13 protein-coding genes are annotated in these 14,665 nt (G+C 35.5%); 9 read left to right on the top strand and 4 right to left on the bottom strand.

Features of this window, described 5'->3' with window-relative positions; translation table 11 throughout:
• The first annotated feature begins 14 nt into the window (after positions 1-14).
• From KIP84_RS08775 to KIP84_RS08765, 3 genes are all read left to right on the top strand, one after another.
• Complete coding sequence (locus KIP84_RS08775) at positions 15-1,067, top strand: dipeptidase (protein ID WP_086354828.1); 1,053 nt, start codon at positions 15-17, stop codon at positions 1,065-1,067.
• Positions 1,068-1,646: 579 nt separating this feature from the next.
• A complete protein-coding gene (locus KIP84_RS08770) occupies positions 1,647-1,823 on the top strand; it encodes a hypothetical protein (RefSeq protein WP_002113575.1) in 177 nt (58 codons plus the stop codon).
• 252 nt (positions 1,824-2,075) lie between these two features.
• Positions 2,076-2,312, top strand: a complete 237-nt coding sequence (locus KIP84_RS08765) for a hypothetical protein (RefSeq protein WP_014206727.1) — start codon at positions 2,076-2,078, stop codon at positions 2,310-2,312.
• An 80-nt stretch (positions 2,313-2,392) separates the two neighbouring features.
• Here the strand turns inward: KIP84_RS08765 and KIP84_RS08760 are convergent, their stop codons facing one another.
• Both KIP84_RS08760 and KIP84_RS08755 read right to left on the bottom strand, forming a co-directional pair.
• Positions 2,393-5,500 carry an efflux RND transporter permease subunit gene (locus KIP84_RS08760; protein WP_213689761.1) on the bottom strand — a complete coding sequence of 1,036 codons (3,108 nt, stop codon included), beginning with the start codon at positions 5,498-5,500 and terminating at the stop codon, positions 2,393-2,395.
• Complete coding sequence (locus KIP84_RS08755; RefSeq protein ID WP_057070833.1) at positions 5,497-6,663, bottom strand: efflux RND transporter periplasmic adaptor subunit; 1,167 nt, start codon at positions 6,661-6,663, stop codon at positions 5,497-5,499. Before KIP84_RS08755 ends, KIP84_RS08760 begins: the two co-directional genes overlap by 4 nt.
• A gap of 143 nt (positions 6,664-6,806) precedes the next feature.
• Here KIP84_RS08755 and adeR point away from each other — a divergent pair, with 143 nt between their 5' ends.
• The 3 genes from adeR to KIP84_RS08740 all read left to right on the top strand — a co-directional run bounded on the left by adeR (position 6,807) and on the right by KIP84_RS08740 (position 9,299).
• Positions 6,807-7,538: an efflux system response regulator transcription factor AdeR gene (adeR, locus tag KIP84_RS08750; protein WP_213689760.1), complete on the top strand. Its 732-nt coding sequence runs from the start codon at positions 6,807-6,809 to the stop codon at positions 7,536-7,538.
• The gene (adeS, locus tag KIP84_RS08745) at positions 7,528-8,592 is read left to right on the top strand and encodes a two-component sensor histidine kinase AdeS (RefSeq protein WP_213689759.1); all 1,065 of its coding nucleotides are present in this window, start codon (positions 7,528-7,530) and stop codon (positions 8,590-8,592) included. Before adeR ends, adeS begins: the two co-directional genes overlap by 11 nt.
• A 119-nt stretch (positions 8,593-8,711) precedes the next feature.
• Positions 8,712-9,299 (top strand): uracil-DNA glycosylase family protein, encoded by a 588-nt coding sequence (locus KIP84_RS08740; RefSeq protein ID WP_206242561.1) that lies wholly within the window; start codon positions 8,712-8,714, stop codon positions 9,297-9,299.
• A gap of 17 nt (positions 9,300-9,316) precedes the next feature.
• Here the strand turns inward: KIP84_RS08740 and KIP84_RS08735 are convergent, their stop codons facing one another.
• Entirely contained in the window at positions 9,317-10,906 is a 1,590-nt protein-coding gene (locus tag KIP84_RS08735) for a phospholipase D family protein (RefSeq protein ID WP_213689758.1), read from the bottom strand.
• A gap of 201 nt (positions 10,907-11,107) precedes the next feature.
• On the opposite strand from KIP84_RS08735, the gene KIP84_RS08730 reads away from it, so the two are divergent.
• The 3 genes from KIP84_RS08730 to KIP84_RS08720 all read left to right on the top strand — a co-directional run bounded on the left by KIP84_RS08730 (position 11,108) and on the right by KIP84_RS08720 (position 13,329).
• Positions 11,108-11,554: a GFA family protein gene (locus tag KIP84_RS08730; protein ID WP_104074533.1), complete on the top strand. Its 447-nt coding sequence runs from the start codon at positions 11,108-11,110 to the stop codon at positions 11,552-11,554.
• 176 nt (positions 11,555-11,730) lie between these two features.
• Positions 11,731-12,192, top strand: a complete 462-nt coding sequence (locus tag KIP84_RS08725; protein WP_213689757.1) for a hypothetical protein — start codon at positions 11,731-11,733, stop codon at positions 12,190-12,192.
• An 831-nt stretch (positions 12,193-13,023) separates the two neighbouring features.
• Positions 13,024-13,329 carry a hypothetical protein gene (locus KIP84_RS08720; RefSeq protein WP_017386953.1) on the top strand — a complete coding sequence of 102 codons (306 nt, stop codon included), beginning with the start codon at positions 13,024-13,026 and terminating at the stop codon, positions 13,327-13,329.
• A 65-nt stretch (positions 13,330-13,394) separates the two neighbouring features.
• Here the strand turns inward: KIP84_RS08720 and KIP84_RS08715 are convergent, their stop codons facing one another.
• On the bottom strand, positions 13,395-14,552 hold the full coding sequence (locus KIP84_RS08715; protein WP_213689756.1) for a catalase family protein: 1,158 nt from the start codon (positions 14,550-14,552) through the stop codon (positions 13,395-13,397).
• Positions 14,553-14,665 lie beyond the last annotated feature (113 nt).

Raw genomic sequence — 14,665 nt, 5'->3', positions numbered from 1 at the left:
AAGTAGGAATACTCATGAAGCCTCGCCATATTCCAGTTTTTGATGGACATAATGACGCATTAACACGTTTATGGCTAAGTGACCATCCAGATCCTGTACATGCTTTTATTCATGAACGTTTAGTAGGCCATCTTGATTTAAAACGCTGTCAAGAGGCTGGTTTTATTGGTGGAATGTTTGCGATTTTTTTACCACCATATAGCTATGTGCAACAGCATCATTCCAATAAATTATTTGATCAGAATGCTTCTGATTTTACGCAACAGCAAATTGAACAAATTTGCTTGGAACAACTCGATTTAGCTCACCAACTTGCTCAGTATTCTAAAAATATTAAAATTTGCACCTCGGTTCAAGATATTCAAGATTGCAGAGCAGAGAAAAAGCTAGCAATTGTATTGCATATGGAAGGTGCAGAAGCTTTACAACAAAATCCTGATTTACTCGATGTATTTTATGAAAGAGGCTTACGTAGTATTGGCCCCCTCTGGAATAGACCTAGTCGTTTTGGACATGGTTTAAATGCTAAGTTTCCTCACTCACCTGACACTGGAGCAGGTCTCACGAGTGATGGCAGAGACTTTATCAAACGCTGTGCTGATAAAAAGATGGTGATTGATGTTTCACATATGAATGAGAAAGCTTTTTGGAATACTGTAGATATATTGCAGCAGCCAATTGTAGCAACACACTCTAATTCACATGCTTTATGTCCTCAAGCTCGCAACTTAACTGACCCACAACTCAAAGCAATAAGGGAAAGTAAAGGGATGGTAGGCGTAAATTTCGATGTCGCTTTTTTACGGTCGGATGGACAACGCAATGCAGATACATCGATTGATGTAATTTTGGAACATTTAGAATATTTAATGGATCATTTGGGCGAAGAACATGTGGGCTTTGGTTCAGACTTCGATGGTGCACTTATAGGTACTGAACTTGAAGATGTGACAGGCCTACATCGCTTAATTGAACGTATGCAACAGCGTGGTTATTCAAAAACACTGATTGAAAATATATGTCTTAATAATTGGGTGAGGGTGCTTTATAGAATTTTTGGTCAATAATGAATGACTAAACAGAGTTAATCTACAGAATCATAACTATTTTTTTATTGGCCGAAATGACTAAAAAAAATACAAATAGTTTAATTGTCAACCATTCGGTATATTCACTACACTCAACCTTACTGAATGTAAGAACATTTGGTATTTCAGGTCTTTTGTGGTTTTCACATCACCCATTTCTTTATGAGAAGTAGAAATGGGTTTTTTCTTATCCCAATTATATAAATGTGACAGTCATCACAATAATCGCTAATTATTGGTAAAAACCCTCAATCTCATCTTGACTAAAAGTTCAGCATTAAATACATTTGTAATGTATTTTTAAAGATAATAAGATTGCCTAAAGCGATTCATAATACTGCTTAATCCTGAAATACAGTGAAAAGCCTATTCTTTTTTAGAATAGGCTTTTTGCTTTGTATCAAAATTTATTTTTCGGGATTATTTTACTCTTCAATTAACATAAAAAATAAACACCTTACAAAAGCGGAGCAAATGAAAGCCGTTAAATAACAAATTTTATGCTATTAATTTAAGCTAATTTCTCAAAAGTTACTCCGTTAATCGAAGAGGTGCAAAATGTTAAAGTCAATTATAGTATTGGGAACAGGTATCGCGATTGGGATGTGTATGTACAAGAAAAAGCAAAAAAATAGCAAAAGCTTTACCACAGATAGCGATACAGACTCATTGATTAGTAAAGACACTGCTAAAAATAAAGATGATGGTTCGCTGGATAACGCAGTACAAGTTTAGAATTAAATAAAAAGGGTTCAGTTAATGAACCCTTTAATTTTGATTAAAAGTAAATTTTTTAATAAGTAATATTTACATTGAATAGATTAACTTAAAAATAATATTTAAATTAAATAATCACTCAACTATTCATTTAATTATTACAAAAATATGATTAGAACAAAGAAAACACTTTCATTATTAAAATTTACATATTGTATCAGTGCAATCTTTATTATTGTCGATGCGGATAATAAAAAAATGGAGACTAGTATGTCAAAACGCCATATCTTAAAAGAAGTGAATGCTAAAAGTATGTGTGGTATGGAAATCGTTGTCGAACAAATTTATGAAAATATCAATGAAAAAAACTTTGTAGACATTGAACTGGAACAGAGCTGGTTACCACTTTCTAAAATTGTGATTTCGGATAAAGTCATCAATTTAGATCCAGATAATAGCTTTGCTCATCCTAGAACAGGTAAAGTCTTTAAAGTCCTTAATTCTTAATCGTTTTCCTGTCAGTACATTTTTCATATTTCTAAGTCATTGAGGCGAAACATAGATACGTTTCGCCTCAATGTATTTAACTAAGAATTAATTTTCTTTTTGGAAAATAGTTTCTCTGCGGCTCCTAACACAAAAATAAAGAACACGGGAACAAAAAAGATGGCCAAGATGGTGGCAGATATCATACCTCCAAATACCCCTGTACCTAATGCATGCTGAGTTTCCGAACTTGCTCCAGTTGCAATGACCAATGGGATAACACCACAAGTAAAGGCAAGGGAAGTCATCAAAATTGGGCGTAGGCGTAACTTTGCTGCTGCAACGGCTGCTTCAATTAAAGTCATGCCTTCTTCTTTGAGCATCTTTGCGAACTCAACAATTAAGATCGCATTTTTGGCGGATAAACCAATAATAGTGATAAGACCAATTTTGAAGAAAATATCGTTTGGTATTCCTCTTAACATAATAGCTAATACTGCACCAAAGATGCCTAAAGGAACAACAAGCATGACAGATAATGGAATTGACCAACTTTCATAAAGTGCAGCTAAAACTAAAAACACGACTAACATTGATAAAGCAATAAGGAATACCATTTGAGATTCAGATTGCTTTTCTTGTAATGAAATACCTGTCCACTCATAACCAATACCTTGAGGAAGTTTGGCAATCAGCTTTTCCATTTCTCGCATCGCATCACCTGAAGATACCCCTATGTTAGGCACTCCAGCGATACTTAATGATGGTCGGCCATTGTAGCGGTTATATTGCTGTGGCAACTTATTCCACTGAGGAATCACGACCTCAGATAAAGACACCAGTTGTCCGTTTGCGCCTGCAACCTTCAAACTCAAGATATCTTTTAAATGCATTCGTGATTTTGCATTGGCTTGAACAATAACTTGCTGCATTCTGCCTTGATTTGGAAAATCATTGATATACATCGATCCCATTGAGGTCGAAATAATATCCGAAACAGAAGCAAAGCTTACTCCTAGAGTGTTTAGTTTTTCGCGGTCGATTTTCAAGCTAATATTGTCACCTTGAGGTAGACCTTCTGGGTAAACCATGTAAAACTTTTTGTTTTGTGCCGCCATTTCCATGAGCTTTTCTTGGGCCGAAATTAAAGCAGGCATTCCTAAATTTGCTTTGTCTTGTAAACGCAAACTAAAGCCTGAAGATGTACCCAATTCATCAATGGCAGGAGGAAGTACAGACATAGTTGTACCTTCTTTACTGTTTGCCATTTCAGCATTTATGAAGTTGGTATAGTCAGTAGTAGATTTATCACGCTCACCAAAATCTTTTAAGGTTGTAAAAGCGAGTGCAACGTTTTGGCCAGCGCCACTAAATCCCCAACCCATAATTGAAATATTGCTTTTAACATCCGACTGCTCATTTAAATGGTTTTCAAAATCTTTCACAATTTTTGTTGTACGTTCAGCAGTCGCATCTGAAGGTAGTTGGAACGAAGTTAAAAACCAGCCTTGATCTTCCTCTGGCATAAAAGCAGTTGGCCAATATTTCATGCCTGCAAAAGTTAAACCTGTAATCACCACAAAAATAATTAAAGTCGGAATAGTATGTTTAACGACTTTAAGTAAAATCGCTTCATATTTTTTTGTGACTTTATCAAAGCTACGGTCAAACCATGCATAAAAACCTTTCTTTTGATGATTTGCATCAACTGGTTTTAATAAGGTTGCACAAAGTGCAGGGGTAAGCGTTAAAGCTAAAAATGCCGAGAATAAAATTGAGACTGACATCGTAATGGTAAATTGGCGGTAAATAATACCGACTGAACCACTTGCTAAAGCCATTGGTAAGAATACGGCTGCCAGTACCAAAGTAATACCAATAATCGGGCTGGTAATCTCTGTCATGGCTTTGGAAGTCGCTTCTTTAGGCGATAGACCTTCGGTTGCCATAATTCGTTCTACATTCTCAACGACTACAATCGCGTCATCGACAATAATCCCGATCGCAAGCACCATACCGAACATAGTTAACACATTAATTGAGTAACCAGTTAAAAGCATGATGGTAAAGGTGCCAAGCAGGGCAATTGGAGCGACAATCGCAGGAATTAAGGTATAGCGAACATTATGAAGAAATAGATACATCACAATAAAGACCAAAACCATGGCTTCAATTAATGTATGAACGACCTTTTCTATCGAAATTTTAACAAAAGGCGCAGTATCGTAAGGAACGCTAAATTGCATGCCTTCAGGTAAATTTACTTTTAGTTCTTCGAGTTTCTGTTTTACCGCATCTGCTGTTTTTACTGCATTCGCACCAGGGCTCAACTGAATGGCCGCGGCTGTTGCAGGTTTACCATTTTCTAAAATCCCAAAATTATATGACTGAGCCCCCATTTCTACGTCGGCTACATCCGACAACTTAATATTGGCACCACTAATATTGTTCTTTAGACTAATATTTTTGAACTGCTCTACATTTTCAAGCTGTCCTTGAGCGGATAAAGGTATGGTAATTAATTGACCATTAACTAGAGGACGATCACCAAGTCGTCCTGGTGCAATATCGATATTATTGTTACGAATTGCATTATTTACATCACTAATCGATAGACCATAAGAAACTAATTTATTAGGATCGACCCAAATTCGCATCGCTTTTTCGGCACCAAAAGACTGAATTTTTCCGACACCTTCAACACGTTTAAGCTCTTCGATCACATTACGTACCAGATAATCACTCAAATCGACTTCTGAATAACGATGGTTAGGTGAGTTTAAACCGACAAGCATTAAAAAGCCTGAGGAAGATGCCTCTACAGCTAAGCCTTGTTGGCGGACGACTTGGGGTAAACGTGCTTCAACCGCTTTAATTTTGTTTTGTACGTCGACTTGCGCCATATCCACATCGGTACCGGGTTTAAATGTCGCGGTAATTTCAGCGGTTCCTGACGAATCCGTTGTAGCACTATAGTAGAGTAAGTTTTTTACTCCTGACATTTCCCGTTCAATGAGGGTAATCACACTATCATTAATCGTTTTGGGAGTAGCGCCAGGATAACTTGCTGTAATGTTCACTTCGGGTGGAGCGACACTCGGAAAGCGTGCAATGGGTAACTTTGGAATACTCAGCACACCAAATAGAATGATAAAAATTGCAATTACCCATGCAAAAACAGGACGGCGAATAAAGAATTGAGACATCATTTAGCATCTCCTTGCTTCACCGTATTTTCTGTTGAGGCCGCTTTCCATGCTGAAATTGCTAGTTTTTGGTTGGGCTGGATACGCTCTATACCTTCAACGACAACTTTTTCGCCTGCTTTCAACCCTTTATTGATGAGATAAAACTGCTCATATTGTTGCCCTAACTCTACTGAGCGAACATCTGCGCCACCTTTGGCATTCACTACATAAACTTGAGGATCACCATTCATATTGCGCTGAATAGCTTGTTCTGGCACGAGTAAGGCCTGAGGAACCGAAGCACGCTCAATATTAACGCGGACATACATACCCGGCAGTAATTTTCTTTCAGGATTATTGACTTCAATACGAATTGTGACATCCCCAGTTTCAGGGTCCACATTAATATCTTCAAACAGCATTTTCGCTGTAACGTTATAGGACTGTCCCAAACTGTTCAAAATCTGTACAGCTTTTTGATTGTTGGCAGATAACTCCCCACTTTGTAGAGCCGCCTGTAGGCGCTCATATTCTCCAATAGACTGCTTTACATCGACATAAACGCGGTCAATTTGTTGAATAGTCGCCATAGTATTGCTATCAGCCTGACTAACCAAAGCACCTTCTGTTACGAATGATTTACCAATACGTCCGGAAATCGGTGCTCGCACTGTCGCATACTGTAAATTAAGATTTTGTCGAGCTAATAATGCTTTCATTTGAGCAACATCTGCAATCGCTTGTCGATATTGCGCTTCGACATTACTTACTTCTTGCTTACTAATCGCATTACTTGGTAAAAGTTGCTGATAACGCTCAAGTTGTATTTTTAAGCGATTTACTTCTGCTTCAGCCTTATTTAAACCCGCTTTATTACTATTTACATCAGCCTCAAATGTTTCTGAGTTTATTTTGTATAGTGGTTGTCCAGCTTTAACTTCACTACCTTGAGCGAATAAAACTTTTTCGATAATACCGCCAACTTGAGGACGAATTTCGGCAGTTCTGAAAGCTTGAACGCGCGCCGGTAGATTTTCACTAAAGTTAATAGACTGCGGTTGAATTGAAATAACGGTAACCTTAGCCGTAGATACTTGTGTTTGATCACTTACTTGTTCATTGCCACAGCCGTTTAACACAAAAACGAAAGATAAAACGAATGGAACTAAAAAATGCTTTTGCACTTTTATAACACCTAATGGACTTCTAGATGCTGGCATTATTTTTGATGTGTGTGTAACCAAAATCACGAATATGTGGAAAAAGTGTGGAGATCTATCAAAAAATACGCGTATGATAAATCAAATTTTTCCCGCGTTTTATTGCTATGTTCGAGTCAACCTTAACGTTTAATTGTCAGGATAAGCTTATTCTTGTTGTAGAAGATGAATATGATATTGGCGATATTATTGAACATTATCTTAAGCGTGAAGGTATGCGTGTTGTACGGGCCATGAATGGTAAGCAGGCAATTGAAATACACGCAGCGCAGCCTATTGATCTGGTAATTCTCGATATAAAAATGCCGGAACTGAGCGGGTGGGAAGTACTGAATAAAATTCGGCAAAAAGCAGCGACACCAGTCATTATGCTTACGGCTTTAGATCAAGAAATTGATAAAGTCATGGCTTTAAGAATTGGAGCAGACGACTTTGTCGTAAAACCCTTTAACCCAAATGAAGTGGTCGCACGTGTACAAGCAGTTTTAAGACGTACTCAACAAAACCAGCAAACTCCTAACCGAAATCTGATTTATAAAAATATTGAGGTGAATACCGAAATTCATACTGCTTACATCCATTCGGGCGATCAAAAACAAACACTCAATTTAACTCTAACTGAGTACAAAATTTTATTACTGATGTTACCGCATCCTCATAAAGTCTTTACTCGTTCAGAGCTCATGAATCAGTGTCTACCAGATCGAAATGCATTAGAACGTACGGTCGATAGTCATGTCAGTAAGCTACGAAAGAAAATAGAAGATCTAGGTTTACGAAATACGCTCATCAATGTTCGTGGTGTAGGCTACAGGTTGGATCATCCACATGAAAAATAAAACAGGCATTAGTAAACAACTGATTATTGCACTGAGCTTTACCAGCCTAAGTGTTACGCTGAGTTCGCTAATTTTAGGTTATGGCACCTACTATGTTGCAATTGAAGTAGGGCTTATATCTCTCGAAAAGCTGAAAGAAAGTGATGAGTTTTTCCACTATCTAGATGGTATATGGTTATTCGCCGTGCTTTTGTTTGGCACAGCATTATCAATTATTTTAGGCATCAAGCTTGCTCAACGCTTTATTGTGCCTATTAATCTATTAGCAGATGCAGCCAAGAAAATTAGTCATGGGGATTTAAGTGCACGAGTTGAAAAACCGACGCATCATTCTTCTGAAATTGGTGAGCTTATGGATAATTTTAATGATATGGCTCAAAAACTAGAGACCTCAGTTGAAAATGCTCATGTCTGGAATGCCGCAATTGCACATGAGTTAAGAACGCCAGTCACCATTTTGCAAGGTAGGTTGCAGGGGATTATTGATGGTGTTTTTGAAGCTGACCCCATTTTATTTAAAAATTTACTAAATCAAGTAGAAGGTCTTTCAAACCTAGTCGAAGATTTACGTACATTGAGTCTTTTTGAAAACCAACAGCTTAGACTTAACCTCGAAACGATTTGTTTTAATGAAACTGCTCATAAAGTCGTGCACATGTTTGAAGAAAAATTAGAAAAAGCTCAGCTTAAAGTCATTTTCGATATTGAAGCGCCAAAAGTTGAGTGTGATCAACGGCGAATTGAACAGATTTTAATTGCTTTACTGGATAATGCTACACGTTATGCAAATCCAGGAAAGTTAATTGTTTCAACCAGACAAGAACAAACTAGCTGGATTCTTGAAATAGAAGATGAAGGACCTGGCATTTCAGCTGAGCATCGCAAAGATCTATTTAACCCTTTTTTCAGGTTAGAACAATCAAGAAATAAAGAGTTAGGCGGCACTGGGTTAGGTCTTTCGGTTGTACAAGCCCTTGTCATTGCCCATAAAGGTCAAGTCGATTATTTAAATCAACATTCACATAGTATTTTTAGAATAAGCATTCCTCAATAATGATCGCTTTTGTACAACCTTTAACGCTTTAATCAAGAGAAATTGCATTTCATGACTCGTGATTAACTAAAAAATAAGTTAATTTGTATATAAAATTTTTAAGTAAATACTGATTTTTTATGATAATTGAGATAGAAACCCATCCACTTGAGCCATTTTTACCTGAAAATGCCCGTTTATTAATGTTAGGTAGTTTTCCACCGCCACGTAATAAATGGAAGATGGATTTTTACTATCCCAATTTCCAAAATGATATGTGGCGTATTTTCGGTTTGATTTTTTTCCAAGACAAAACTTACTTTTTAAGTGAGAGCCAAAAAAATTTTAATGAAGAACGTATTCGAAACTTCTTGATTGAAACTGGTATTGCAATCTTTGATACCGCTTATCAAATTAAGCGGTTGAAAGGGAATGCCGCAGATAAATTTCTTGAAATAGTAACACCAACAGATCTTGCAGTTTTACTTCAGCAGATTCCTCTATGTCAAACCATTATGACCACAGGCGATAAAGCGACTGATACTTTAATTTCAGTTTTACCAGAGCACACCGAAAAACCGCTTATAGGAATGTCTACCCCGACTTACTTTGCTGGACGAAATATTAATTTATATCGTCTACCATCTTCTTCTAGAGCATATCCATTAGCGCTAGAGAAGAAAGCAGAGGCTTATCAAAAATTCTTTAAAGAGATAGGCATTTTATAAGTAAACTTGAAGTGCTGTTACATCATCCATTCAACTGGTAAATATGAAACAGCTTTAATCATGGTACGTTGGAAAAGGCTCGTATCTGGGTCTTTTTCATATTCAACAATCTTTCCATCCGACTGATAATCTAACCAAACAATTTTGCCTTCACTATTTAACTTAAGCTGGTAAGCAACTTGAGGTAAGTGCTGATCGAGCATGACCGAAATTTGCGCTTGTAATTGACTCGACTCAATAACCAGACCGACCTCAGTATTTAAGTAAGTCGAACGAGGATCAAAGTTAAACGAACCAATAAATACTTTACCGTCTACATCAAAAAACTTGGCATGTAAGCTCGATTTATTTTTACCTTTAGCAGGGATCACACTTCCAGTCACCACTTCATACCAAGTTCTGCGTCTGCGTTCTAAAAAGGGCTTAAACTCAAATAGTTCTACACCACTTTTGAGCATCTCAACTCGATATTGACTATAAAAGGCATGCACAATTGCTACGTCATTTGCAGCAAATGAGTTGGTTAAAACCCTGACTTTAACACCTTGTACCTTGAGTTGTTTTAAATAGTAAGTGCCTTGTTGGGTAGGAACAAAATAAGCAGAAGCTAATTCGATATGCTGCTTTGGTTCACCCATAATCTTTAGGACTTGCCCATAAAGCATTTCTTCTTTAGCGGCCAGTCCTAAGATTTTTTTAGGTGAATCAGCAACAAAATATGCTTTTGACCACTGGATTGGATAGTGCTCTAAAAGTTCTTTTAAATAGCTTTGAGCATCGTAAAGCTTATCTTCAGTTTGAGTATGATTTTCACTTTCATGAATTAAATCATGGTAGTGCTGCCTTAGTGTTTGCAAATGGTGAACAGCACATGTTCCCACCAGCTCAGTAGCATTTTGACTTAAATCACTTTGCCAAAAATCATTAAAGACAGACTGTGCATGTTGTACGGTATGTCCATAAAATAAAATATCTAGATCTGTAAACTGAAATTTACTACTTGCATCAAAATACTCACTACTAATATTTCGACCGCCTGTTACCGCAATCACGCCATCTGCAATAATTAACTTATTATGCATGCGATGGTTTACTTTTTTGAACCGAAAAATATAGTCTAAAATTCTTAAATATCTAAACTTGTAGGGATTGAATAGTCGAATTTCAAAATTGGGATGGTGGAGAAGGCTTCTAAGAACTCCATCCAGCTTTACTCCATTTTGATCATCAATAAGTAACCGAACTTTTACACCACGATCTGCCGCCGTTAGTAACTCGTGCAGCATTAAGTTTCCAACAAAATCATTTGTCCAAATATAATATTGTAAATCGATTTTTTCTTTTGCATTTCTAATCAGATACATACGAGAAGCGATACTGATAAAGGCATCATCTAATGCCACAAAAGCAGTCAGTCCTTGTTCTGTTTTATTTGTAGCTTGCTCATCATTCAACCAATTAAAGCTATTCGTCACTATATCATTCTCATCAGGGTCGTATGTACCGTTATACGAAGTTGTATGTGTAAAGCCCCAAGCATTTAATGCCATACTACTATACTGCTGATAGATTTGATTAATCATGTAAGCTTTTAAAGTCGCATCCAAGATAAACACATCTCAGCATTTTTATATTCAATTTATATGTCAAAATTCATATTAAACGTTATAAATACATTCTGCCAAGCCTCAGCGCTAGCAATTCCTTATATTTATTTGCACTTCTTAGAAAACATATCCATTAAAAAAATATAAAGTAAAATTTAACGTTTTTATGCCTAATGCTATATTCAATATTATTTTTTAAGGATGCTTGAGATGAGTCACGTGGGTTCTTGTCTATGCAATGAAGTCAAATTTTCAGTTACTAACGAAATAAACACGGTCTATCATTGCCACTGTAGTCTCTGCCGCAAACAAACTGGAACGGGGGCAAATGCAGCAACATTAGTAAATAAGGATAAATTTGAATGGTTATCAGGTTTAGAACTTGTCCGCACCTATAAAAAAGAAACAGGCTTCACATCTTCATTTTGTAGTCAATGTGGATCACCAGTACCTAACTTAGTAGGCACTACTGATTTTATGTGGATTCCATTAGGTTTATTAGACAAAGATATTGTTGTGCTAAAAAAGCTTAATTTTTGTATCGTTTCAAAGTCGAATTGGGTAAACACAGTAGATGCAGATGAATCTTACGATGAACTTCCAACTCTGAATGAACTAAACATATTGTTTGACCAAAGAATTTTTTAAAAATGAGACTTAGTTTGCATTAAATTTAATTTTTTCGGATGGTTATGCTTGCAGGTTTCACAAAAACACACTAATTACAATTAGCAGTACAACAATTACATTAGAAAACATGATATCTATCATACTTCCTTAAAGGGCTGAGTGAGTAGCTTAATAATAAAAGGGAGAAAATAGAGATGCCACAATATTTAATCATCGCTGAGAATGTATATAAAAAGATTGAGGACAAAAATTTATTTTCAGAAAGCTCGGCAGAAAACTTAAATCAATTAGTTGGTGTAATTCGTAATGAAATTAAAGGCACCAAATTTAAACTTAAATACAATTTTATAGATTTTGAGGAATGCCTAACCAAGCCCTTAGAGGAATGTGCCATTAAGTTAGACATGAGCCTTATGCCTAAATATAAAAATAAAGACGAATATATACTTTGGCTCGCGGGTTTTATTGAAAGAATTACAACAGGAGGTGAGGCAAAGCTTCCACCAATCTCAAAATTTATTCCTCCAGATTTTACATTTAATTATGATGAACTATCCAAAGTATCTACTACTACTTCGACTCGAGATGATGGAGAGATGATTATTAATTATTTCAAATCAGATGCCTTTAATAAAATTATAAGCCAAGAAAAATAAGTACATAAAAAATATAGAAGTGATCGTCCACTACACTTCTATATCTCGCTGTAAATTCAGCAACCGCCTACTGGGGCGGTTTTTTAATTTTATCCACCTTATTCATAAAAATATATTGTTATAACTTTTCACAAAAGTTTGCATAACGCACAGAATCTGTCTCATTGGCCTAAAAACAGATACAACCTTCAATGTTAACTTTAAATTTACTTAACTATCGTTTGGAGATAAGTATGTTCAAGGCTATGTTTTTCTTTAGTGCTGGTGCTGTTTTCGGTTACTGCTGTAAACACAAGGAGGATAAAGCTAAAGAAGAAAACTCATCAAAATAAGCGAAGTGCATTCATAAAGAACTTACTACTGAGTTGGTTTTTTATAAGGAGGTGTCTATGCTCCACAACCTTAGACAGGTTTTCTGTATTCATGTCTGGGAATATGACTTTGATATTACTCATGACGAAATTAAAGAATGCAGAAAATGTGGGAAAATTCATAAAATCAAGAGTTTCCCAAAATTGACTTAAGATGTAACTTTTTACTTTCAGTCTTAAGTGAATATTAAAAATTAAATAGGCTCAAAATTTTAAATATTGAGCCTATTTAATATAAAACTTAATTAATTACCCTTAAGTAAGATTAAAGAATACCTACCAATTTAATCAGAATAAAATCCCAAACAAATCACATTTTAAATCTATAAAACAGTTATATTGCACATAACTTATCAATTAAAATTAAAAATACAGAAACAATTTAATAAAAATTAAAAACTTATTTTTATAGCTTTTAACTTATACTTATATTTTAAAAATAATTAATAAGGAGATAGAAATGCCAAAATACTTACTATTAGCAGAAAAAATTAATAAAAATATTAAAAGTTCTTATTCAAACAATCATTTTAGAAATTTAAATAATCTTATTTTAGAAATAAAAAAAGCTATTGCAGGCACTGAACTAAAGTTTTTATATAACTTTGTGAACTTCGAAGGTGTTGTTATTAGTGTAAAAAATGAACTCCCTATTAAGCTAGATATGAGTTTGATTCCAAAGCATAAAAGCGAAGATGACTTCATTTTATGGTTGGCAGATTTTATTGATCGAATCACTATCGATACAAGCAAAAATCTCCCTTAAAAGAAACAATTGCACACTCTCATCTTTAGAAAAATTTTTACACCAAACTACAATGGCTAAAGTATTTAAGGTTCTTGTCTAAGAGCTGAATTCATATCATGTCGAACTCTGCTGATGTTTTCATAAATGACTTTACGCATTCGGTTTACTGCGCCTAATGGTTTATGCTCAGGTAGGGCATGCCACGGTGTAAAAGACAAATTCTCACAAAACTTATTTTGCTCGGGTGTGTCAAAGTTCTGCTTGGGAATATGAATAGTTGCTACTTGATAGAAAGGAGCTGCTTTTTCATCCCATTCTGTCATTGAGTCTTCTACCAACATTTGATTTGAAGTTCGTGGTTGAATAAGAAATTCCATACAAGCATCTGTGCTTTGCAAAGTTTTCTTTAAAGCTTCTCTTAAAAAATCATGACTAGGATTCTTAGGTAGATTGTTTGGCTGCATTGAACAAGCACGTACTGAATATTTAACTGCTTGTCGATCATTGCCAAGCCCTAACTGATAGGGAACCATAGACCAATAACGTACGTATAATGGATTTGCAATTTGTGAATTACGTGCTCCAAGAGCATTCATTGTTCCCTTAAAACCTAACGCAAATGGAATGTGAAGTTTTCTGACCATATTATGGCTATTCACGTCATTCATAAAAGAAAGATATCGTTTAGCATCATTCGCAAAAAAGACTGGATGATTAATCATAATAAAATCTTGAGTAGTTGCTTGCTTTTCACTTTCTAAAATTTTCTGTCCAGACACACCTAAAATTTTTATTGCTATGCCACGTGCATCTTTTTTAATGTCGGCATTAGAGGCATCATTTGAAGCATTAGAAAATCGAATCCATGCTTGATAACTTCGATCTGGAATAAACATTCCTTTAGCAAACTGGGCAGGTATATTTTTTGAGACATGAAAATCGGCACGAACACAACCATGCGTCTTAGGGTGTGCATCACGTAAAGCATTTCCAACCGTATACTGTTCTCGAATTGACTTTTCAATGACTTGAGCTATGTTTTGAGCGAGTAACTCTTCGTTAGGCTGTAACTTTTCTCCTAATACTGGGTCGATCTCTGGATAAGAGTTACTTTCCGAAAAGCTCTTTGCAGTTGACGTTGTGTTGGAATATACAGTTTCTTTACAACCTGATAATGCAAATACAAGAGGAGTAAATAAAAACAAACCCTTAAAATTTATAGGCTGTATAAAAGTTTCCATTTATTAACTCCTCAGTGTAAAAATATTTTAGAATAATAATAAGATTTCATGTTTAATTTTATTTTGAACTTGAATATAAATATAAACTGTAAATAATTTAAACGTCATTGTTA

The organism is Acinetobacter sp. BHS4, assembly GCF_018454425.1.
Taxonomy (GTDB): domain Bacteria; phylum Pseudomonadota; class Gammaproteobacteria; order Pseudomonadales; family Moraxellaceae; genus Acinetobacter; species Acinetobacter pittii.
Note: the sequence above shows the minus strand (reverse complement) of the source record. Positions and strands in the feature narration are given on the sequence as shown.